Raw genomic sequence first — 23649 nt, 5'->3', positions numbered from 1 at the left:
CGACTACGGTTTCATTTTTAACATCAGGGATTCAACCTGCCCGTCTTTGGTCGCCGCATTAATGTACAATTCGTAAGCACCTACTCGGTAATGTAAGCCCCAGACACCATCTTCACCATTGATCTCACTACTTGGCATTCCTAAAGCTTTTTTCACCTCAGGTAAGCTGTAATCAACCGCCGCACCAAGTACCCGAATGGCACCGATTCGTTGATCTGGCGGCCAGAAGTACAATTGATAGTGATGCCATCGCTGAAATTCGACTTGCCTCGTTCCCACTTCATGAGGTTTACCCCATTTGGCTATCACTTCATTCTCCGCGGCTCCGATACCAAATTCAACACCAACAATTTTCCCCGTAGCGGCTATCTCCAAAAACTTCGGATTAAGCACGATCTTTTTTGTCAAATGAGCAATCGAACTTGCATCACCAGGCACGGGCTCCTTGCCATCGACCATTGAAAAGTTACTGTACGTATTCTGGAAGTTTACCTCCCTTAGATCAAAACCTTTTATTTCTAACAATACGTAATCGTTGATTAAATCCTCATCACTTCCCGCGCCATATTGATACGACTGATACGCAATCATAGCTTCTCCCGCTGAAACCAATACATCTTCCAACTCCACGGAATCAGAGTACGACGAGGAGGACTTGATTAAAGCATAAGTTCGATCACCGAAGGTTTGATATTCCTTTTTCCACTCAGGCTGCTTCAAGATTGTTTCCGCCCATGTCTTCACTTCAACCGGAGCTTGAGCTAATGAAATTCGTGTATAGAAGTCGGGCATCGAATTCTCTCCAGGTGTATAATCCGTACACGCGTGAATGAGCCATATGCCATCATGGGTATAATCTTTTCTCATTGTGACCATATAAGCAACTTGATCCGCAGTGGTAACCAGCAAGGAACGTGGATTTTGAGGTTTACCTATCGTTTGAAAGTTCATAATTTCCTTCTTCAACTGTGTCTGAACGAATTTCTGCAGCACGTGGACATAATCTTTATTTTCAGGATCGGCCTGAAGTACCTTGCGTTGATCTTCTGTGTATTCATACCCGACTATGCTATCGTGAACTCTTGAAAGCTGTTGTAACAACCTATCCCTATCCTGCAATTTGGAAATTGCTACAACGGGATTTGGGGAGGCTGTGTTCCCCTTATAAGGCGTTGGACTCGGACTAACCGATATCTTCACTTCTTTTGGAATTCTAAAATTCGAGACTGAATACCCCACACCACCGCCTATTACCAATGCACATAGAACCACAAGCAGATATTTTGTTGGCATCTATATCCCCCCCTCTTTCACCCACCAGATATTTCCAATTAGTTAGACGTAAACAGTGTAGTGAATGTTCTGTGGTTTTCAAATTTTAAGCTGCAATTCCCCCTTACATAAATCCACCATGTTTGTATCACAATAGCCTTGAGGTGTCGAAATGTACGGTATCCGAAACATACGGTATCCCTGGGCGATATCATTCATAAAGATAACCAAATTTCTTTTAAACGCATGACAAGTAAACCTGCTTATATTAGACCTGTCTATGAGCCGCACTGGCATAGTACCTATTGGGGTGGTAGATGGAGTTACCTACCTTCTCGCATTTATTATGCCTCTCATCGCCTCTTTCCCACTTATGATATTGGGACTTTCGAATTGGATGAATTTCGAGACAGAAATGGGTTTTCAGATGGACATGTTTCAAAATGAGACGGCTCTCGATATGTATCTCGTGGTTTTTCAAACGGAGGTTACAGCGGTATATACAAAAGGAAATCAAATCGTTATCGTGGGTAATCCTAAGCGTGATGGCGTTGAAGTGATTACGATTAAAACGGGAGATCTTCGACCTGAAAATAAAAAAGATATGCTGCTAGTTCAATTATCCACTGATTCAGGTCATGAGTTAGATTATTCACTAATCAACTATGTGCCGCCTGATTTTTGGTTGCAACATAAAGCTAAACATCGTAATCCAAATAAATAGGCGCTTTTACAAGCGCCTATAGCATTACATTCTATTTTGTATTTGCTTTTTCAACAGCATGATTTGTCCGATATGATACGCGTTATGGATACATAGATTCGAAATCACACCCCACCACGGTGCTTCGAAGTAGAAGGGTAATCTTTTCTCCAATTTCTCATCCTCACAACTCGTAATGGCCTCACGCCAAAGCTCGAAACCATCGCTTAACTTCAGTATTGACGCCTTCCAATGCTCTTCATCTTGATATTGGCCTGTATCGAATGTTTCGATATTGGCTATGCCACTTTCTTCAAACGGAACATCTTTTACGAAGCGATTTAACCACATCTCATTCCAAAATATGAGGTGATTCGTGATCTCCCAGATGGATTGCGAGTTATCCTCTGCTTTCCAAGCAGCCTCATCTATAGAGATATCCGATAAGATTTTTGTCGAAGATTTGAACCAACTCTCATCATTATGGCATGCAGCTAATTGATCAAGTAGTACAAGTTTCACACTTGTCAGCATAATTACCTCCAAGGTATTAGGACTTCCACCCTAAAAATAATTTTCAATTTCCAGTTATTACACCCTTCCATTTCACACTTTCATGACGAATTTATGTTTTAATTAAATAGTGAAAGTATTTTAGATGTAAAGGAGAGATACAAAGTGGAAATTAAATCGTTTTTGTTACCTAAGGACAAAGTCTCCTACCTAACGACATCAGCTTCGATGAAAGAAGCGATAGAGCGGCTGGAAGCCTGCCATTACACAGCGATTCCGATTATTGATGAGGAAGGAAAATATGTCGGCACGTTATCCGAAGGAGATTTGTTATGGAAGCTGAAGTGCACTCCGGGTCTGACTTTCGATAATATGCACGAAGTTTCTGTGACGAATATCCGCAAACGAATTTATAATGAGTGCGTCGCTATCCATGCCCATATGGAAGATATGTTGGCACTAGCTGCGGATCAGAATTTTGTTCCCGTTGTTGATGGGGACCGTGTTTTTCTCGGCATCATTCGACGCAAGGACATCATAGCCTATTATACGAGAAATATTACCGATTAAATCAAGTCAATCATAACATGAAGCGAGGAAGATAAGTCAATTTCAAAAGGTGACTTGATCTTCTCACCTCGCTCGTTCGTAAGTACTCTAACGACAGGTCTAGAGGGAATGTGCGTATTATATCGGCAAACAACACCGAGTGCACCCGTGCTTAATTTCACGCCTTGTCCAACTGGGAAAATGGCGACTTTATTCCGGAATTCCGTAACTTTCTTGATATCAAATAAGGTTCCGGCATTCGCATATAGGATTTCCAACGCGTAATGCGGCGCTATCGAATTCCGATAAGCTCTCGGATGGGTCATCGCATCATACGAATCGAGCATCCCGATCCAACGCGCATATTCATGAATTTGTGTTCCTTGAAGGTTATGCGGATAACCACTTCCGTTAATTCGCTCATGATGCTGTAAGGCACAGATTGCAGTCAACAATGGAATGCCCATATCCTCTTTAAGCATATGAAAGCCTAACTCAGTATGTTTCTGAATCTCCACAAATTCGCTAGCTGTAAGCTTCGTACGACTTAATAATAGCTTTGCTGGAAGCTGAATGTTACCGACGTCATGTAGTAACGCACCTAGTCCTAATTCCGTTAACTCTTTCTGAGAATATCCATGGAGCATACCAAGCTTCGTTGCATAGACACAAACATGAATCGCATTTTGGCAAAAATGTTGTTCTAACGTAGTAGCAGGAACCATATTAAGAGTCGTAAGGGAGACCAAATTGTGTCTCCCTTTTCTCATATCTTCAATCACCCTAGTGATACCTTCAAACAGTAAAGTGGTGATTTCTACCGAATTCGATGAACCATGCAAAGATGAGGTCGCACTGAATTTGCTGAAAATTTTACTCAACACGATTCGCAGCAATGCACGTGTCTCTTCGTGAATGGATTCTTCAATCGTAATGTCATCCGTTTCTCTATCCTCAATATACAAGAAGTCAAGTCCCATGAGGACTAACTTTCTTATCATGAATTGTGTAAGTTCTACGCCATATCCAATCATGACTCGCCCTTGTTCAGATAAAATGGCTTTACCAATCCGCATGCCCGGTTGGCATTGAGTCGTTGGAACTATAATCATGGTCTATACCTCCGCCGAAAGATACATTATGATCCCTGTATTCTTTCTCAGTATACGGAGTGAAATTCAAAAAAACTGTCGAAAGAACTGCAAGGATTGAAGCAAAATCCCTCAAAATCAGACATCTGTTACAACTTTATTTCTCGCTTTCCTCTTGCCCCAAGGCTTAAATACGGATAGTACAAAAATGGCCAGTAACGAAAGCAATTGGAGACCAATGCCTATAAATAAATACACGGTATTCGTCACATAAGCTCCTTGATTCGCGCCTTCTATACCTACATCCGTTAGTAATGTAATTCCTTTCAATGTCCACACGTACATGCCAAAAGGCCCTAGGACCACAGCAATTAGGGTAAGTATTTCTTTGACAATAATCCAATTGTATTTCACCAAACCCCAATGCGTTCTTACTGAGAGCAGCACGCCTGTTACGACTGTCCCAATGAGCGAAGCGCGAACAGAACTTCCTGATAATACATGCATGGCCTTATAACAGGCAAGTACTAGGACGGAATCTTGGGTGCTTACTGCGGTTATACTCAAAATGAGAAACGTGACACTTGTCCCCATCATGATGGCTGAGAATACAATGTGCAGGCTTAATAGCCACTTTTTATTCATCAAGCTCATGGTTTTCATCGTTCCACATTCTCCCTTGTCATCTTTCTTACATCTAAGATAATCAATGGAGATTAACTGGTTGTAAACCATTTCTTAAATATATCTAAACTGATGAAAACGCACCCCATGATGTAAGAAATACGACTGCTCCGTCCTTGGAAAGTCAGAATCTAAAAAAGATGCGAATTTACATCTTTTTCCACTAGAAAAGTCGAAATCTATTAGCAAAGATGCAATTGTACATCTTTTTCCACCATATTTTCCTTTTTTCGGCGTATCGGTAAAAAAGGATGTATTTTCGCAGCAATTCCTCGATAAACGCTTTATTCTCCTTAAAAAGATGTATTTTTGCAGTTCTCTGCTCATAACGAGATGCTGAATGGGAACCAAAATAGAGGTAAGTGCTGCTTTCCCGAAAACCCAAAACATATATTTATGTCAAAAAAAGATGTTCCCGCGCACATGGCAGGAACACCTTCGTTTCAAATATGATGACTTATTTAAGTCAGCAGCTTCAGCAAGGCATCTTTCACGGTTAACTCCACACTGTGATCGAAGCTCGCAGGCATTGCAAAGTAGAAGGTCGATTCGTGCGTCTCATAGCCACCTTCTTCCAGCTGTTGAGCGGTTGGGATGTAGCCAAACATGCCATTCGTATACCCGATTGGCAACATGCTGCCAGCTGTGATTCGCTTGATAAACAACCCGTAATCGACTACGACTTCAGCATTCATGCCAAGCAGTGAGAGGTTATCCGCGAGCTTCAATACCGTTAACTCAAGCGGTATGTAAGGCGTTAAATCGTCATATCGCTCCAGCATGAGGCGGCTCCATTCACCCAGCACGTCTGGCTTCAAGGCTGATTTCATTAACTGATCACGTTTTGGAAGATCAGCTAGCGGAAGTTCTATCACTGTCTTACGCCATCCCACATGAGAAGAGACTGCTTGACGCAAACGCATACGCAGTGTTTCAAGCACACAATCTGCAAAATCGATCCCGACTCGCTCAACTACATCGTTGTTACCACGTATGACTTGCTTACCATCCCCAGGATTGATATCACCGCAAGTTCCCTGTAGAAAAGCAACGACTACCTCTTCGCCAACAGCTTGCTCCACCAACGTCATGGCAACTCCTGAATATTCCGATGACACCAAATTGTCCCTGGTAATAACGGGGTGGCACGCGTAATGGACAAGTAGTCCTTTGGTGCCCCCGTCCTCTTTGACGAAACGAACGACACGCAGCTCATGATCCACAGGACCCGTTTCTGGCGGCGAATGTGCAATACCACGTCGATTGATCCCTAGCGGAGATGATCCGCTTCCTTGCTCAATTCGAACAGGTTCAACCATTTGCACCGCTTCAGCAATGCCTTCCAATACGCGAGCTTCTAGGTCCTCGACGTAGCTGTTGTCCATCACGCCTAAGAAGGACGTAAACAAACTGCTCGTTTGAGGACCCGAATGCGTATGTGTACCATGCAGGAAAACGGCCTCCTCCGCGATGCCGAATCGCTCGTGAATTCGCCTCTTGAGTGCCGGGACTCGGTCGCTGCCCCACCAAAGCAAATCCGCAGAGATGAGCACGGCCCGCTCTACACCCGATTCAAAGATAAAAACACGAGCATATAAGCGATGAGAAATGCCCTCGAACGGACCAAGCTCACTTCGCACGGCAAAACCCGCAAGCGGCACGGGAAACGCAGGCGTGATATCCACTTTACTAACGCCAACTCGAAAAGTCGATTTCGGATTTGTTACCATCGTCATCAATCCTTTGCCCTAATACGACGCCATCACTTTTCGAATCGCTGTCGCTATGTCATGCATGGCTTGCTCATCCGCAAGCAGCACATTCTGACCAAGCCACAGGACTTCTTTGTCACTGAGTCTTTCACTGATTGGGCATGCATAGATACGATCTACACCCGTTATGTCGCGCGTAGCTTTCACAATCGCTTCGTTCCGATTTAGCGGAACGTAACCAGCGCTGATAGGAATGCCTTCCGCATTCACTTTACGAATGAAGTCATTCTTTTCAATTCGATCTGTGACTTCTGAAGCAAGACGAAACATATACAAGTGATGTGCATGTCGTGTGATACGTGTATCCGATTTCAGCACGACAATCCCGTCAATGCGGCTCAAAAGTTCAGTTAGCAGCTTCGCATTCTTTTCCCTGAGCTGCATCTGCTCTTCCAATCGCGTCATCTGGGCAAGCACGATGGATGCTTGCAGCTCAGTCATCCGGTAATTTTGCCCGATGCGATCGTGCTGATACCAAGCTCCCGTTCGTGAGCGGCCTACATTGCACAGTGACCACGCAATTTCCGCCAGCTCATCGTTATTGGTGAGGATGATGCCTCCTTCACCACTATTCAGGTTTTTGCTTGATTGCAAGCTGAACGTCCCGAAATCCCCGATAGCCCCTACACTGCGGCCTTCCCAGCTCGCACCAACGGCTTGAGCAGCATCTTCAATCACGCGCAGCTTATGAGCAGCAGCTATTTCATTGATGCGACTCATATTCGCTGGTGCACCAGCAAGGTGAACAGGGACGATCGCTTTCGTTCGAGACGTGATAGCTCCTGACAGCTTCTCCGGATCGAGCAGGAGTGTATCCTCCTCGATATCTACAAAGACAGGAACAGCCCCATAGGCAAGTGCAGCCGCAGCCGTAGCAATAAACGTGTAAGGCGGCACGATGACTTCATCTCCTGGCTTAACACCAGCTGCTTGCAGCGCTACCGTAATGGCGACCGTACCATTTACAACACTAATAGCATGCGCTGCCTGGTGCAATTCCGCGAATTTATGCTCCATCTCAGGGAGCTTAGGCGTATATTCAGGCGAATGGACGACGCCCGTACCTCCCCATTTCCCAGAACGAACAACCTCGAGAATTAGCTGCTCTTCCAGTTGCCCGAATATCGGCCATTTCGGGAATTCATCTATTCGAACCGGCGTCCCGCCATCCACGGCTAATGCTAGCTTCTCCATATCCTCACCTCTTCCTTTTATGAAACATCTACATGCGCCTGTAGGACAATTTTACGGCATGGAAGGCCAAAATGCTGCTCATGTCCTTCATGAGGTAAGAATGCTTCCGAAGTCTGCATGGGCACCCAAACGACAAGTCCATCAACGGGATGATTTGCTAAAAGCTTCACACTTCCGTTATCCTCGCAAGCGGTAATCTGAACAGAGCGGCGTAAGCGCGTCCAATCTTGAATTTGTTTCGACGTCCAGAACGTGAAGCCCAGTTCTTCCGCTTTAGACACCAGTATCCGAATAACGTTCCGAACTTCCTCACGCGTATAAATGTGAATCTGATGAAACAGAAAATGCGCAGCACCATTCACCGCAATCGCCTGTTCCAGAAAAGGTTCAATGACTGTATTGTCCGCCAAATGTCCTAGATCGAGATCCTGTGTTAAGAACCCAATCTCAAGCACATCGTAGAACCGATTTTTCTCATCAAATAAAGCGATTGGAAAATACGGATGACAAGTGCCAAATAAGTAGCCAACATTTCCCTTTTTACTAGGCCCTCGCGTTTGGTCGCTCGGAATCCCGTTCCGTTCAAGCCACTGGAACAGCTCGCCCCAGCCTTCCGCACGCGTGTAATGGTTTTTGTTCGTCGTAATATGGTCCATCCCAACGGCTTGCTTTACCCAACTTACTTGACGATCAAACTCTTGTGCATCCCAAAAGCCATTGTCCTTCTCTAAGGCATTATAGTGAAAGGCGAGTTCATGACCTGCTTGTTTGACTTGTTCATAGATCGTGCCGCCGTAGCCGGGTTCAAGCATGCACCACGTTGTTTGAATTTGACATTCGGTCAGCAGTTGCAAGGCTGCAACGGCATGTTCATCTTTATTGGCATCACTATCGTGCGAAATCATCGCGATATGTTGGATGCCATCTGGCCAATACCCAGTAAACGGCAGTGTCAAACCTTTATCCAACGCACATTGCAAAACATGCTTCAACAGTGCTTCACGCCAATAATCCGCATATGGCCATGGGAAATAAGGGATGCCTGTTTCGGTCAAAACGCGATCAAATGTCCAATCCATTGCGATGCGATCGTCCGCTTTTAATATATCCTCATTCACGTTCGCGCTTCCATCCGCTGCCGGTGGGCCATCATCCAGAATAGGCCCTGTCCCTTGCTGCATGTGCACGATTGTATGCGGAATATTAACCGACCAGCGATGCAGATAACCTTGCCCGATGTTAAACTTCTGAAGTGCAGCGCCTAGATCTGGACCATCAGGCTGCCCCTGCTTAATCTTGCCAGTGGACTGATACGGAGCCAATGTCGCTATGTCAGGACTACATTCGCCTGCATCTGTCCATGGAACAGCTGACAAATAGCGCAGTGAACCAGGCTGTTTATCGCTTGTAGGCTCAATTTCTGCATAACCGATTCCAGCTTCTCCTGTCTGGATATAACCAAGCTGAAGGGCTATCGCGTTGCATCCCGCATAGCTAATTATTGTGCCGCCTTGCTCCGCATAATCCCATAAAATCGAAGCTTTCGCGCCACTCTCTTGCGCGCATGCAACAATCAATATATCGTATGGCAGCAGACTGCCCGCATCCAACTGGGATACCGTTTCAAATGGCATACCAACATGATGCAGTATTTCTTCCACATATTTTTCAAAAACGTTCAGTCCATATTTCCATTTACGTTCAGCTGCTTCGCGTTCCACGAGCACACCGACTTTGGCTATCTTCATCTCGTTTCCTCCATCCGCTGTCGGTGACTACACTTTCAACTCCGACTTCTTGTAATGGGCAGCCACTTTACGAATACCGGCAATGACCTCATCCCGATCTTGCTCCGTAAAAAACTCATTGACAGGCAAGCGAATCGCACTCTTCAATATGTGCTCGGCTGCAGGACATAGCCCCTCACGATATTCAATATCTGTAAGATCAAATGGAAAATGACTGCCTGTATACGCTTCCTGATTCAGAAACAAAGGCTGCATATAGACAGGCTTAGCAATATAGCCAGCGGAGCAATCAATGCCTTCCGCTTGCAGCGCCTTGGCGAATTCATCTCTTGTACATGAGAATACGTCAGGATCAACGGTGAACATGTAGAACCAATACGTACACCGACTATCTACCGTCACTTCGTGTGGCATGATGCCAGGAATCCCCTGAATACCAGCGGTAATTTGGTCACCGTAGCGATTCCGTTGGTCACAAATCCACGTTAATTTGGCAATCTGCGCAACGCCTACAGCACCTTGAAGTTCCGTCATCCGGTAATTCGGAGCAAGCAATCCCATATCGCGATTAACCTGATTACCGAAACGGCTGTAATTTTTGTCCGCAAACGCATGTGTGCGTTGAAAATCCGTCTCGTCTTGGGAATTCACAACGACAATACCGCCATCTCCTGTCGAGATGTGCTTGTAATCATTCGTGCTAAAACAGCCATAATCCCCAATCGTGCCGACTAAGCGACCTTTGTAATAGGTCATGTAGCTTTGCGCACAATCTTCAATGACGATTAATCCATGCTCGCGCGCGACTTCCATGATCGGATCCATATCTGCTGGATTGCCAGCTAAATGTACGACAACAATGGCTTTCGTCCTAGGCGTGATGCGCGCTCCAATCGTCTCCGCCGTCATATTGTACGTGTGCGGATCCAAATCAGCGAATACAGGGATTGCATTTTGATATAAAATGCCGATAACGGAGCCCGCATCTGTGATCGGGCTTGTAATGACTTCATCCCCAACGCTTATGCCCGCCGAACCGATGGCAACATGCAGCGCTGCTGTGCCCGATGAGGTGGCGACACTGTGCGTAACTCCATAAAGCGTATTAAAACGTTCAAGAAACTGCTTTACTTTGCGGCCCGAATGGTAAAAGAGTGTATTTTGCTCAAGCGCTTCGACTAACTCTTTGACCTCTTCCTCCCCAAATCGCTTGCCAGTTCCAAATGGCGTCGTCTTACTTTTGCTTCCACCGAGAATGGCCAATTGTTCTTTGTCCATGCCAAACCTTCTTTCATGTTGATATAGGATATATTCATCTATATTTCAATAGGAATTATCAGATATAAAATCACAGCACGCCTCCGTGATTCACCCTGAATACACGGGAGGCATGCGAGATAGACTTACTACCGTTTAAAGATACTTTGAATTACGGATTCTCGGACTTAAAGACGACAGGTGTTTTAAATACTTGCGAAAGGGTCTTCGCGTAGTTATCAAAAATTTCTTTACCTTTGTACGTCGTCATCAGTTCTTTCCGATATTTTGGCCAGTTGCTTGAATCCTTCTCTTCGAAGAGAACTTTCACCATATACGCACGCATTTGTGTACGGAAAGCACCGATATCATAACCTGTCGGAGGTGAGACGTTTGAGCCGAGTACTGGATACTTGTAGGTTTTCAGGATTGCAATAATAGCGCGGTCATGGTCCGTTTCACGCGGATCTATAATGGTCAGACCGATTGGACTTGGATCTTGAACGCCATAGGCAAAGATGGAGCTATACACATCGAAGAAATTGCCGTTTGCTTGATTGTCTTTCGTAATGGCGTCAGGAATAAGTGTGATCGTATTGCCATTTTTCGTATAGTTCGTGCCTTCTTTCCCATAGTGTGACAACAAGTAGCCTTCTGGGCTTGCTAACCAGTCCATGATCTCAATGCTTTTCTTGATTTTTTCTGGAGCTGTTTTAGCGCCAAACAAGAATGGCACACCTGGCAACGCTGCAAAGTTAACAGATTCCGGCGAAATATGGAATGGTACAAAGTCCGCCGTTTTGACGCCAGTAATATCAACCGTTTTCTTCTTCACGCTCGTTGCTACGTTATCAAAGGCCACTGTACGCAGCGAGCCCTGGAAAATGCCAACTTTACCAGCTTGAACTTTTTCAAACTCTTGCCCAGGTTTTGCTAAGAACCAGTCGGGGTCTACGATTTTGAGCGCGATGGTTGCCCGAATATCATCGAGTACTTTCCCTGCCCGAATATCGGATTGCGGATCGACATATTCACCATTCTTTTGATCGTACCAAAGATCGATGCCTAGGCCATTTTTATACCATTCCGGGAATTGCTTCGACACCCCGACACCGCTGCCGGTCGTAGTGAAACCGTACGTGTCATTTTTACCATTGCCATCTGGATCGTTAAACGTAAATGCTTTCATGACATTGATCATTTCGTCATAATTCGTCGGCACCTTCAAACCGACCTTATCCAGCCAGTCTTTACGCACATAATAGGATTGATACAGCTGTTTCTCATAAGGTACGGGAGCACGCATGAAGACATCTTGCACTTGATAGCGTTGAATAATTTCAGGGGTTACCCACTTGTAATAGTTAGGCATCGTTTGTGGATTCACATAAGGGGTCAGATCGGCGACCGCTTTATCAAGAATAAATTGATTCGTTTGCGCGCCGTCGGCTTGGAACATATCAGGGGTTGCGCCTGAGGTGATTTTCAAGTTGATTTTCGTCTTCATATCTTCACCCGGAACGCCGTACTCCATATTGAGCTTGACGTTGAACTTTTGTTCAATGGCCTGGCGAATATAATCTTTGTCCGCCGATGGCAATGATACATCATTGGTTGGAACGTAAGTTAACCAATTCAACGTCATCGGCGGTGCTTTCGTAGGTGCAGCAGTTGCAGGTGCCGCAGAGGCGGCTGTTGAAGCCGACGGTGATGGTGTTGTTTCATCTTTCGAACAAGCACTTAATACGACCAAGCTTACGACTACGCCGAATGCTACCTGTTTACGCATGTTCATGCAAACGACCTCCCATTTGTACTCGATTCATTCACAACATTACACCGTTTGAAATTGTGACTGATAAGCAGCTAGACAAGGCATCACTCCTTTCATGGGTGTTGCATTTTGCACCGAGTAGGTCACAAACCGCTACCCTTTGATGGAACCGACTAGCATTCCTTTTATGAAATATTTTTGGATAAACGGATAGATCGCCAGTAACGGCAGTGTCGTCACCACAACCGTCGCCATGCGAATGGTGTCTGGTGGCAATGTTTGAATAACCGAAGGATTCGTGTTCAACTCTTGGCTTACACTGGAGGTCACGATCATGTTGCGGAGAATGACTTGAATCGGATACAAATGTCTGTCGGATAAATACAAGATGGCATTGAAATATGAATTCCATTGAATAACGCCATAAAACAATCCAATTGTAACAATAATCGGCATCGATAATGGGATGACAAGTTGGAATAACGTTCGGATATCACCACACCCGTCCACTCTCGCTGATTCTTCAACCTCTGATGGGAAATTAATGAAATACGTACGCATGATAAACATGTAGAACGGAGATACGAGAGTTGGAATAATGAGCGACCAGACTGAATTAATAAGCCCCATTCCCTTAACGACGAGATACGTAGGAACAATACCACCGTTAAACAACATCGTGAACACGATCGCGAGCAGAAAAAATCTGGCGCCAGGCACTTCCTTTTTAGAAAGAGGATATGCCAAACAAGTGGTGACGAGCAGACTCAAGAATGTACCGACGATTGTAATAAATACTGAAATCTTCAGAGCATCAGGCACGAGCTTGGAGCTGAATATCGCTTTATAGGCTTGCAGCGTCAATTCATCTGGAAAAAGAACGAAGCCGCCATTACGTATTAGTTCTTTATATGGGGTAATCGATTCAATAAATACGAAGTACAACGGGATGATCGCGGTTAAGCACCCGATGGTAAGAATGGAATAAATGCTAACATCAATGACGCGATCCGACTTGGTCTTATGTACCGCATAGGACACATGTTCCACCCCCTTTTAATAGATGCCTGAACCACCAAATTTTTTGGCGATACGGTTAGCGCCAATGACGAGCACAAACCCAATAACTGATTTAAAGACGCCCATCGCAGCAGGTACGCTAAAGTCGCTCTGCTCAACGAGTCGGCGGAAGATCCACGTATCCAAAATATCGCCCACATTCGTTACCCGTGCATTGAGGAACACATAAATTTGATCGAAGCCTGCATCTAAAATCGAACCAAGCCGCAAGATTAGCAGCAGGATGAATACTTCGCGGACGCCTGGCAGTGTAACGTGCCATATTTGTTTCCAACGACCTGCCCCATCCACAACCGCAGCTTCATACAGCTCTGGATTAATGGTGGCAAGTGCAGCTAAGAAGAAGATTGCACCGAAACCTGTATTCCGCCAAATGTCAGTGAGAATAATAAGCGGCCGGAAGAAGTCCGAATTGGCAAGCACATTGAGTTCGCCCCACCCCATATTTTGATAAAAAGTGGTGAAAAGCCCTGTGCCTGGAGAGAAAAAGGAGTATACCAGACCGTAAACGATAACCCATGATAAGAAATAAGGTCCATAGGTGATGGTCTGTACGATCTTTTTGAACCAGCCAACGCGAATTTCATTGAGAAGTAAGGCGAGAATTAAATCAGGAAGTAGATTGAAGACGAGTCGGTAGACACTGATGAGGAGTGTGTTGGTCATGAGGCGAAGGAAGTCAGGTGATTGAAAGATAGTCTCGAAGTTGCGCCAACCGACCCAGGGACTATCCCAGATTCCTTTGGTGACGCTGTAATCTTTGAATGCGACAAGCAAGCCTGCCATCGGGATATACCGGAAGATGAGGAAGTACAGGAGGCCTGGGGCCATTAACAGGTAAAACCACCGATAGCGATATACTTTTCGAATAACACGATTTGACTTTATACTGGCGATGTAAGCCATGTGGTCACCCCCCGTTTACAATCTCATTATATTTTCAAAGGCAAAAAAATACAAGTACTATACATGTTTAAATATTGTCTTTAAATTGACCAAAAACCTGATGTCGTCCCGCTTTTTTTCTGTTGTATATTTTCCAAATATTGTTTAGAATACATACAACTGCGCAAATAGGTGGCGAATCCGATATGAGAAAAAAGGACCAATATATTTATTCATCATTGACCGACATCCTTCGGGAACAAATTCTTTCTGGCTTTATCAAGAAGGATGAGTTTCTCATGTCGGAAAATGAATTAAGCAAATATTACGAGCTTAGCCGCAGCTCTGTTCGTAAATCGCTTGACCTTCTGCTGAAGGAAGGGCTTGTTGTTAAGAAGGCCGGACTGGGAACTTTCGTCTCGCCTAACGTTACCGTTCAGAAATCAAAGCGGAAAGTGCTGCGTATTTTGACCATTACGCCCTCTTACTTTGTCGATCATTGCTTGCCGTTCATTTGCCAAACGTTCGAACAACATTATCCTGACGTTGACATTAAATTGCTAAGCTTTCCACTCGCTCAATTCTGGGAATCCGTGAATAGGTGCATTGAAATGGGCATTCAGCCCGACATCTGCATCATTACAGACGGGATCTTTCAAGAACTCAAGTCGATGGATGATTTCGTTAGTTTAGATCGTATCATGGAGCCTGAATTAACCAGTATGTACCCCAATCTGCTTAACGGATTCCGCAAGGACGGCAATGTGAAGGCGATACCTGTGACATTTTCGAGCATTTGTCTTGCGTATAATCCACGAATGTTCGACAAATATAACGTTGCTCCACCGGGTCCAGGTTGGAACAAAGAGGCCTTTATTCAGACAGCTGGTCAGCTGACTTTTGATACAAATGAGGACGGCATCATTGATAATTATGGCTTTTCGCTGCCTTCCACGCTTAACCGTTGGAATGTGATTGCCATGCAGAACGGGGTTGACTACAACAAGCCGAACAAGCAAGCCTTGTTAGATACGCTCACGTTCATGCACGATATGATTTATCGCAAACGGAGCGCCCTGCTCTCCCATCTGCAGCTGCATCGTGTAGCGTTTCAGAGTGAGCAAGTCGCCATGATGCTGACGACGACGATCGAGCTGGCTGGGTTTGGCGATAAGCTCCCCTTCGAGCCCAAGTTTGCACCGATGGCGTTCGGCGATACGCCCAAAACGCTGCTCATCGCCAATGCGCTGATGGTTCATGCCGCCAGTACGGAGCGTGAGTTGGCCATACAGTTTCTACAAACAGCTTGTCATCCGGATGTACAAGACAAAATTGGCAAGTCCCGCTTCCTTTCGGTGCTACATCCAATCAATGAGCGGCATTGGGATCGCCAGGATTTGGAGTCGCTCCATATCTCGGACGGGCAATTGCGTGAAGCTTACTACCAGCATGAAACGATCACGAATAATCAACGAATGTTGGAAGTGAACAATGAATTGATGCTCTACTGGGAAGGCATGGAGTCAGCTGAACAGTGTGCTCAGCGTCTGTATAAGTTGTTATCACCTCGCAAGAAAAATGCAGTTGATAAACAAACGCAAGCCTAGCTGAGTTAGGCTTGCGTTTGTCATTTCCTTATTGCAATTCAAATTTCACCGCATCTGCGCGAAGGTTTTTCGCCGTATTCCCACTGAAAGAATTCGTCACATAACCGCTAGTTCCTGCTGTAAATGTGAAATTGCCGAGTGTGTACCACCCATTGCTTCCTGTTGTATAATCCACGGAAATCGGACTGGAAAGTCCGGCAGCGGAGTTCACTCGGATCTGTGCATTGTTGTCACTCGTCGGATACACGATCCGATATATCGAAACCTTATACGTACCTGCAGCAAGTGTCGGTGTCCATTTCACACTAGCTCCCGGTGTAAAGGAATAGCGCGTCGATGAGTTGTTATATCCGAATAAAGAACTATCGCCGAATGTCCCCGAAAGCTCGGTATATCCCGTTGTGCCGTTATCCACGATGATGGAGCTACCAACACCATTATAGGTGTTATCCGCCCCGATATTAGGTGCATTGCTGCTTGACACCGAAGCTCCGAAATAGTCTCTTCCGCCGTTGGAAGCCATTAACACACCTGTATTGATCGCAGGCGAACTCGCTTGCAGCTTGAATGCGCCAAGACTGGCTATGCCATTCGGCAGCGTTGTTGGAAGCGGCCCGACAAATAAAGGGTCAGCCGAAATGTTGGTACTATTGTATCCGGAAGGAAGCGTAATGCCGTAGATGAGATTATTCGTCTTAGAGGCGCCATCGGACGGCAAGGCACCTACGGTTCCAGCCCTGTAGACGATGTTGTTCTTAGAAGGTCCTGTTGCCAGCATATTGGCCGTACTTGAACTTGAGGTAACTGCTGGATTCACTGCATTCGCAGGCACAAAGATCGTATTATTATAAGCTGTCACAGCACCCGTCGTCCCGCCTCCGAAGCCAGCTTCCATGATCATGTTGAAACGAACCACGACATTCGTCGCGTTCGGCATTACTAGCAAAAACCCGCCCGCATTGTTATGGCTATAGTTATATTGGAATATCGTAGAGGTTGTGTCTATATCAGCATCGAAGCCTTGGCGATCACATAATCCATTCGTATTTTTCACGTTAAAAGACTCATTGAACTGAAAGACAGCATTGCTCGTTGTATAGTTCCAAATTCCTGCAATGCAGCCAGTTGCCGCTGTCCCAGCCCCATTCAATACATTGTACTCAATTAATGGCGACGTCGAGTCTGTCACAACGATGCCGTCATACTTCGTATTCGTAATGGAGTTGGATCTGATGATTAAATTCGTGCTCCGCGTAGCAACAGAATTCGCCTCTGTACGTATCCCAGCCTGATCACCTGCATTGGTAATGGTGTTAATTTCGATGATGACATCGTTCCATTTACTTGCTGTCGTTCCGTCTGAGCTGAGCAGAATTCCATTCTTCGCCGTATCATGCACGTTAAGGTTCCGCAACCTAATATAGTTCTTATTTCCGCCATTAAAGTTAAGCACAGTAACGCCATTTCCCAAATTATTAGTCACATCCAAATTGCTGACTTCCCAATAATCTTGATTTTTCAAAAACACAGCGCCATTGCTGTTAAATTCCCCGCCTGAAGCTCTTACCGCAGCGATGTTATAGCTAATAACAGGTTTATTGCCTGTGCCGTATTTATCAATCTTTATTGGATTGCCGGAGGTCCCGCTTCCCTTAGGGGATAATTGCTCGCTCCAAGAGCCGCCTGATTTCAATAAAATCGTATCCCCAGCCGCGAACGTGGTCGCGTTGACCTTGGATAAGTGCTGCCATGCCGTCGTTGCGCTTAATCCGTTGTTCGTATCCGAGCCGCCGGCGGAATCCACGTAATAAGTCGATCCAACCGCCATTGCTGCCGGAACATTCCACAAAGGCAGCAAACCAAAAAGCAACACAGCTAAACATGTCCAAACGAGACTCATTTTTCGCTTCGATTTCATCACGATCAGCTCCTCGTATCGTTTATTTCATCGCCTTGTAAGCATTATCATTAATCTTAATGACCGCCTGTTGTATCAACAGCTCCACCTTTCTCAGATAACGATCTTCTGCCAATCTCATCTTCAAATCCTCTCTAACCTCTTCCAAGGTTCGATATCCTCCATCCTCTTTTTTATAGATTCGCTCCTTCAAGACTGCATACAAATCCACTGCTTCTTGCTCTGACATCTCAGGCTCCTGTGTGGCTAATTCACTTTTCAACTGATTAACCATATTGGTAAAATGGTAGGTATAATACCCCCATTCGTCGTATTGCACAGGACCGTAAATGACTTGCTTCTGCTGTACCGCCTTCTGTCTCCGTGCATTTTCTAGCGTGAATTGGGTTAAAAACGTTGAGTAACTCACATCGTCCAGAAGTCCATTCTCTTTGGCTAAAAGCTGTTGAACTTTCACAGTATTCAGTTCCTTAAGCGCCAATTGCTTCGCCATTTCGATTGGTATTTCCCCGCTGTAGGACGTCTGCCAGAAATTCGGGTGATCATTCACCCCATATTTGTCATGAAAATAGCCGAACACTTTCGACCTTTGCTGATCCAAAAATAAGTTAAATTCTTTTTCTTCGATGGGCGTGCCATTGATGGTCAGAAGAGGGGCAAGCTGCTTACTCATGACCTTTCCATAGTGGGCCCAAGCCAATGACAATAGAAGTACGATTCCTAGGGCTAGCATGAACTTAATTCGACCTTTCATCGATTAGCACCTCATCACTTCCTTCGGTTTGAAAACGCCTACATCAATTGTAATGGACCCGCATACGCATGAAAATACACAAAACTGACTCCAAACATATCTAAAATTTCACATTAAGGTGGGACGATCGTGAAGATTGAAGCTACCGCAAGTAAAGCTTTTTTCCCTATAATTAACGACTACACCTATTGGAAAAAAAAGACACATTTTCTCCTGGAAACGGATCATTACTCGTCTTGGACGCTGTTCGCCTTAGAAGATGGTTCTTTCTCCTTTGAAATTGGCGCACATCGAGATATTGCGAGATTTGGTGATATTGTTTTCTGCCCACCCGATGTTCCTGTGACTCGCCACCTGATAGAACCACTCACCTTTCACTTCATTTCTTTTACTTGGGAAGAAGCGCCAGCCGCCAAACAACTGCCCTCCATGCAAACGACCATGCCAACTGGTAAAATTTCATTTCAAAACATGAACCAACTGCTGCACAATTATGCCAATTTACGTTTGCTTGAAGAACGAATTGACCCCATTTCCTGTCAATGGCGCAACATTATACTAGCCAATCTACTATTCTCGTATTTTAACGAAATTAATATGGAGCAAAATTTGTTAATCAAAGCGGATCCATTAATGGAACAAGCACGCATATTGTTGCATCAAGAGATGTTTACCACGATCACTGTCATGAATATTGCTGAGCGCGTAGGGCTTAGCTCAGTTCAGTTTTCCCGACGGTTTCACAAATATTATGGCATGACGCCCATCCATTACATGACATCCATCCGCATTCAAAAAGGAAAAATTCTATTACAAGAAACAACCTTGACCCTGGAAAAAATAGCAGAAGCCTGCGGATATACAAGCGGATATTATTTCAGTCGTGTCTTCAGCCATCATATGAAAATGAGTCCTTCACAATATCGGAAGCTCCACCGCTAGATGCTGATAGCTCCCTCTCAATCTATGATCGGATAAAATGTGCGTCTTGCTCATTTCGTACGAGACGAAAGCTACATATGCTAGTACTAGTTGGACAACTAGATTGCGGGAGGCGATGCGTATGTTAAGCCCAGAAGATGCTAACAAAATTATTGAGACCTTTTTGAGTCCGATGTGGTTCTTCGTCACTTCCCAGGAAGATAAGGATGAAATTCACCGACTGGCCAATGCGTTAAGAGAAGCTTCAGGACAATCTCAAGATTAGGGGGAGGTTCAGGTGCTGCGAGACAATGATGCTAGTACCCTCATAGATTCATTTCTTCAACCGCGGTTGAACTTCGTCAAATCCCAATCGGAAAAGGACGAAATTCTCCGTCTAGCTAACGAACTGCGTAAAGCTGCTGATCAATCGCCACGCTTACGTTTTTCCGTGGTTAGTGATGTTCATGTTCAATACTGGGATACGACAGCTCATCGTAAATTGGGCGCTGCTTTAGATGATCTGAATAGCTTGAACTTTGGACTGGACGCCTTAGTGATCAACGGAGACCTTGGTGACGGACGTTCGAATGACTATGCCATGTTAACTTCGATTATGCAGAAGCATCCCTTGCCCAAGCAAATCAGCTACACGATCGGCAACCATGATTTTTATAAAGCCTATTACAACCTGGCTGGTGATTGGTCGCCAAGTACGTTCCCGAATGGTGAATCGGTACAAGCTTCTATCGCAAGATACCTGTCCAGCACAGGAATGCCTGGTTTGTATTACGATCGTTGGATCCAAGGCTATCATTTTATTTATCTAGGATCTGAACAGTATCGTCAATCCGCTCCATCGAATGGCGAAGATGCCTGGCTGTCCCCTGCTCAATTAAGCTGGCTGCAAAGCAAGCTCCAAGAAAACCATATCAAAGGCAGACCTCTCTTCGTCTTTCTGCATCAGCCTCTGCAAGGTACGGTATCTGGCAGCCAGCCGCGTGGAGTTGTCCAAAAGGACGAATTAAAGCGAATTTTATCGCAATATCCGGAAGTCATCTTTTTCACGGGGCATACCCATTGGGAGTTGCGATTGCCCACTACGCTGATCAGGGATGTGTTTACCATGGTCAATAGTTCGTCGGTGAGCTATCCGTATGACAGTAATGACCAATTGATTCAAGGGAATCGTTCGGAAGGTTTGCTCATCGACGTATACGACAATCGCGTGCATATACGCGGGCGCGATTTTCAGGGGAAAGCCTGGATCAGCGAAGCTGATTTCACGGTAAGTCTTTAACGTAAACAAGTGGCCGTCTCAAAAGACCTTAAATGACGCAACTACTTGAACTAACGTTACCATCACTTTATTTCCAGTTAAAATAAGAAAACACGCAAGATAAGATGATGCCATCACCTTATCTTGCGTGCTCTTCCGAGAAGCGGAAACAAAAAAAGGAACTTAGCAGGTACATTGTATCCAACCGCTAAGCTCCTTTTTCATTCGCATATCTTACTTCTGGGAGAGGCTATTTCTGTATGCCAAACGAAACTTAGTAAACCCTCACATCATCGATACTAAACGACTGTTGGTACGAATGGGCACCCACTTTGCCGCTGCTCCACGTCGTGTCTGTCGCATTCGTTATTTTTTGCACGCCGTCAACGTATCCGTTAAAGGTGCTGCCATTCACAACTAATTTGAGTGTATACCACGTATTCGTAGTAACCGACTGAGCGGACTCCTGCAATAACGTTGCCGTACCGCCTGCTATTTTGTACAGCTGTGCTTTACCGGTCTCATGTAACCTGAACATATAATAGTTGTTGCTGTCTTGGTACCGAACCATGATGCCGGAAGCTGAGGTCGAAGACATATCATGCAATTTGACTTTGGCTTCCATCGTATAGTCGGTCCAGGCGGCATTGCCCGTATAAACTTTACTGGATGTACCCCCAGCTGATTGCTTATAGGCTTTGGTCGCTCCGTCTGTTACGACAGACCAAGTGCCGGTTACTGGTGTCCACCCTGTCGCATCACCGTCTTCGAAATTGTCACTTAATAAATCAGGAGGCGGACTGTCATCATAAACCTTAACATCGTCAATACTAAACGACTGCTGGTACGAATGTGCCCCTACTTTACCGCTACTCCAGGTAGAATCCGTGGCATTTGTAATCTTTTGCACACCATCCACATACCCGTTGAATGTATTCCCGCTCAACACGAGCTTGAGTGCGTACCACGTATTGGTGCTAACGGCCTGAGCGGACTCCTGCAATAACGTAGCGGTGCCTCCTACAACCTTGTACAGTTGAGCCTTGCCAGTCTCATGAAGCCTGAACATATAATAATTGTTGCTGTCTTGGTAGCGAACCATAATGCCGGATGCCGTGTTCGCATTCAAATCATGAAGTTTCACTTTCGCTTCCATCGTATAGTCAGTCCAAGCGGCATTGCCTGCATACATGCGTCCCGATGTTGCTGCTGCGGATTGTTTGAGCACCTTCGTAGCCCCGTCGGTCACAACAGACCATGTACCTGCAGTTGAAGTCCAACCTGTCGAGTCCCCGTCTTCGAAATCATCATTGATTAAATAACTCGCTGGTGGCGGAGTTGGAGTCGGCGTAGGTGTTGGCGTGATTGCAGGTGCCTCATAATAGCGGACCCAATCCACTGAATACGTACCAGGTAAATTCGTATCAACAACAGTTTCATATTGAACAGCATTCAAATATATGTTCGTTCTGTTTTTAAGGGTAGAGCTGACAAACGAACTGTTGATTGAATTTTTGTAAACGCCATCCAAGTAAAATTTCACTTCTGTATCGGTATACAAAGCACCAAACGTATGATAGCTTGCTGCTAAATTGGGGGCTGGAACCGATATATTCCCGCCATACGAAGACGTATGCGCGCTGGATAGCCAGTGCCAATTATGATAGTTGGTAAAATACGTGTTCGGATTGCTGGAATTCGTTTCAATAATGTCCACTTCATCATAAGTATCATCCGTCGACACTTTAACTCCATTGTTTGCATATAGCCAAAACGATTGATGAAAGCCTGAACCTGATCCGCTAAATTTTAACCTTGCTTCATAGTACCCAAAACCAAGAGATGGTTTGGATATAACACCTCCGGACGTATAATTCTTTCCTCCGAAGGTTTCCTTTTTCATGGCAATGTTAAGAGAGCCTCCGGAAACCATCAAGTTCTCTGGTCGATAGGCGCCATTCGTTGAAGTAATGTCCATAATGTCCCATTTCGACGTATCCAGCGTAGATCCATTGAAGTCATCTTGAAAGGCCAACGTGTAAGCAGCAGGTACATAGCTTGGTGGCGCAGGTGTAGGCGAACTAAAGGTAGGCGGCGGCGTTGGTGTAGCTGTTGGCGCAGGCACGAATTTGACCGCATCAGCTGTCAGATAACCGGATCCATTAAACCATTTTCCCCTGGCTAACGTAACGGCACTATCGGCATTTCCCGGTGTAAAATAAAACGTCCCGAGCGTTACCCATCCGGATGTTCCTGTCGTCCAGTCCTGTGTATAGCTCTCTGAGCCCGTTGTATGCCTGATCCCGATCACCGCATTTGGATCTCCGTCTGTCGTAACAACCTTATAGACTTGCACGGTATAGAATCCTGCGGCGGATCCGCTTGGCAACCAATACATGGCCGCTGCCCCCGCTGAGTTTGACCTCCGAACCGTAGATCCCCCGTTGCCAATCGCACTCACGGTCGTCCAAGTCCCTACACGCTCACTATAGGAAGATGCATCCCCATTATCCACCATAATGTCGATGGCATAGGCGATATTTTTGGCTCCTACCACACTTAAACACGCTATGATCATCGACATTAATCCGAATGCAATCAAGTAGGATTTCAATTCCTTCTTCTTTTTCGACATCCTAACGCCCCTT

General features: G+C 45.3%; 20 protein-coding genes. 6 read left to right on the top strand and 14 right to left on the bottom strand.

The window, feature by feature from the left end:
- Positions 1–3: 3 nt before the first annotated feature.
- Positions 4–1293 (bottom strand): DUF4309 domain-containing protein, encoded by a 1290-nt coding sequence (locus AC58QT_RS30035; protein ID WP_497412191.1) that lies wholly within the window; start codon positions 1291–1293, stop codon positions 4–6.
- 376 nt (positions 1294–1669) lie between these two features.
- Between AC58QT_RS30035 and AC58QT_RS30030 the strand changes: the two genes are divergently transcribed.
- Positions 1670–1996, top strand: coding sequence for a hypothetical protein (locus tag AC58QT_RS30030; protein ID WP_497412190.1), 327 nt, complete (start codon positions 1670–1672; stop codon positions 1994–1996).
- A 24-nt stretch (positions 1997–2020) separates the two neighbouring features.
- On the opposite strand, the gene AC58QT_RS30025 is transcribed toward AC58QT_RS30030, so the two are convergent.
- Positions 2021–2509 carry a DinB family protein gene (locus AC58QT_RS30025; protein ID WP_497412189.1) on the bottom strand — a complete coding sequence of 163 codons (489 nt, stop codon included), beginning with the start codon at positions 2507–2509 and terminating at the stop codon, positions 2021–2023.
- Positions 2510–2653: 144 nt separating this feature from the next.
- On the opposite strand from AC58QT_RS30025, the gene AC58QT_RS30020 reads away from it, so the two are divergent.
- Positions 2654–3058: a CBS domain-containing protein gene (locus AC58QT_RS30020; protein ID WP_497412188.1), complete on the top strand. Its 405-nt coding sequence runs from the start codon at positions 2654–2656 to the stop codon at positions 3056–3058.
- Here AC58QT_RS30020 and AC58QT_RS30015 read toward each other — a convergent pair.
- From AC58QT_RS30015 to AC58QT_RS29975, 9 genes are all read right to left on the bottom strand, one after another.
- Positions 3055–4149, bottom strand: coding sequence for an HD-GYP domain-containing protein (locus tag AC58QT_RS30015; RefSeq protein ID WP_497412187.1), 1095 nt, complete (start codon positions 4147–4149; stop codon positions 3055–3057). The genes AC58QT_RS30020 and AC58QT_RS30015 overlap by 4 nt on opposite strands.
- A 117-nt stretch (positions 4150–4266) precedes the next feature.
- Positions 4267–4791: a hypothetical protein gene (locus AC58QT_RS30010; protein ID WP_497412186.1), complete on the bottom strand. Its 525-nt coding sequence runs from the start codon at positions 4789–4791 to the stop codon at positions 4267–4269.
- 482 nt (positions 4792–5273) lie between these two features.
- A complete protein-coding gene (locus AC58QT_RS30005) occupies positions 5274–6542 on the bottom strand; it encodes a neutral/alkaline non-lysosomal ceramidase N-terminal domain-containing protein (protein WP_497412185.1) in 1269 nt (422 codons plus the stop codon).
- An 18-nt stretch (positions 6543–6560) separates the two neighbouring features.
- Positions 6561–7778 (bottom strand): DegT/DnrJ/EryC1/StrS family aminotransferase, encoded by a 1218-nt coding sequence (locus AC58QT_RS30000; protein ID WP_497412184.1) that lies wholly within the window; start codon positions 7776–7778, stop codon positions 6561–6563.
- Positions 7779–7795: 17 nt separating this feature from the next.
- Positions 7796–9526, bottom strand: coding sequence for a polysaccharide deacetylase family protein (locus AC58QT_RS29995; protein ID WP_497412183.1), 1731 nt, complete (start codon positions 9524–9526; stop codon positions 7796–7798).
- Between the two features lie 27 nt (positions 9527–9553).
- On the bottom strand, positions 9554–10804 hold the full coding sequence (locus tag AC58QT_RS29990) for a DegT/DnrJ/EryC1/StrS family aminotransferase (RefSeq protein ID WP_497412182.1): 1251 nt from the start codon (positions 10802–10804) through the stop codon (positions 9554–9556).
- 151 nt (positions 10805–10955) lie between these two features.
- On the bottom strand, positions 10956–12578 hold the full coding sequence (locus AC58QT_RS29985) for a type 2 periplasmic-binding domain-containing protein (RefSeq protein ID WP_497412181.1): 1623 nt from the start codon (positions 12576–12578) through the stop codon (positions 10956–10958).
- Between the two features lie 132 nt (positions 12579–12710).
- Positions 12711–13598, bottom strand: a complete 888-nt coding sequence (locus tag AC58QT_RS29980; protein WP_310224319.1) for a carbohydrate ABC transporter permease — start codon at positions 13596–13598, stop codon at positions 12711–12713.
- Positions 13599–13613: 15 nt separating this feature from the next.
- Positions 13614–14543, bottom strand: coding sequence for an ABC transporter permease (locus AC58QT_RS29975; RefSeq protein ID WP_310224317.1), 930 nt, complete (start codon positions 14541–14543; stop codon positions 13614–13616).
- A 185-nt stretch (positions 14544–14728) separates the two neighbouring features.
- Here AC58QT_RS29975 and AC58QT_RS29970 point away from each other — a divergent pair, with 185 nt between their 5' ends.
- Positions 14729–16129: an extracellular solute-binding protein gene (locus AC58QT_RS29970; RefSeq protein ID WP_497412180.1), complete on the top strand. Its 1401-nt coding sequence runs from the start codon at positions 14729–14731 to the stop codon at positions 16127–16129.
- A gap of 28 nt (positions 16130–16157) precedes the next feature.
- Here AC58QT_RS29970 and AC58QT_RS29965 read toward each other — a convergent pair whose 3' ends face one another.
- Both AC58QT_RS29965 and AC58QT_RS29960 read right to left on the bottom strand, forming a co-directional pair.
- Positions 16158–18047: a golvesin C-terminal-like domain-containing protein gene (locus AC58QT_RS29965; RefSeq protein ID WP_497412179.1), complete on the bottom strand. Its 1890-nt coding sequence runs from the start codon at positions 18045–18047 to the stop codon at positions 16158–16160.
- A 22-nt stretch (positions 18048–18069) separates the two neighbouring features.
- Positions 18070–18801, bottom strand: a complete 732-nt coding sequence (locus AC58QT_RS29960; RefSeq protein WP_497412178.1) for a hypothetical protein — start codon at positions 18799–18801, stop codon at positions 18070–18072.
- A gap of 129 nt (positions 18802–18930) precedes the next feature.
- Here AC58QT_RS29960 and AC58QT_RS29955 point away from each other — a divergent pair, with 129 nt between their 5' ends.
- From AC58QT_RS29955 to AC58QT_RS29945, 3 genes are all read left to right on the top strand, one after another.
- The gene (locus AC58QT_RS29955) at positions 18931–19743 is read left to right on the top strand and encodes a helix-turn-helix domain-containing protein (protein WP_497412177.1); all 813 of its coding nucleotides are present in this window, start codon (positions 18931–18933) and stop codon (positions 19741–19743) included.
- A 121-nt stretch (positions 19744–19864) separates the two neighbouring features.
- Positions 19865–20008 (top strand): hypothetical protein, encoded by a 144-nt coding sequence (locus tag AC58QT_RS29950; protein ID WP_497412176.1) that lies wholly within the window; start codon positions 19865–19867, stop codon positions 20006–20008.
- 12 nt (positions 20009–20020) lie between these two features.
- Positions 20021–21022 carry a metallophosphoesterase family protein gene (locus tag AC58QT_RS29945; protein WP_497412175.1) on the top strand — a complete coding sequence of 334 codons (1002 nt, stop codon included), beginning with the start codon at positions 20021–20023 and terminating at the stop codon, positions 21020–21022.
- Positions 21023–21275: 253 nt separating this feature from the next.
- On the opposite strand, the gene AC58QT_RS29940 is transcribed toward AC58QT_RS29945, so the two are convergent.
- Entirely contained in the window at positions 21276–23636 is a 2361-nt protein-coding gene (locus tag AC58QT_RS29940) for a 3-keto-alpha-glucoside-1,2-lyase-like domain-containing protein (protein WP_497412174.1), read from the bottom strand.
- Positions 23637–23649: the final 13 nt, after the last annotated feature.

The organism is Paenibacillus sp. J31R109, from assembly GCF_059692055.1.
This window is presented reverse-complemented; position numbering and strand designations above follow the sequence as displayed.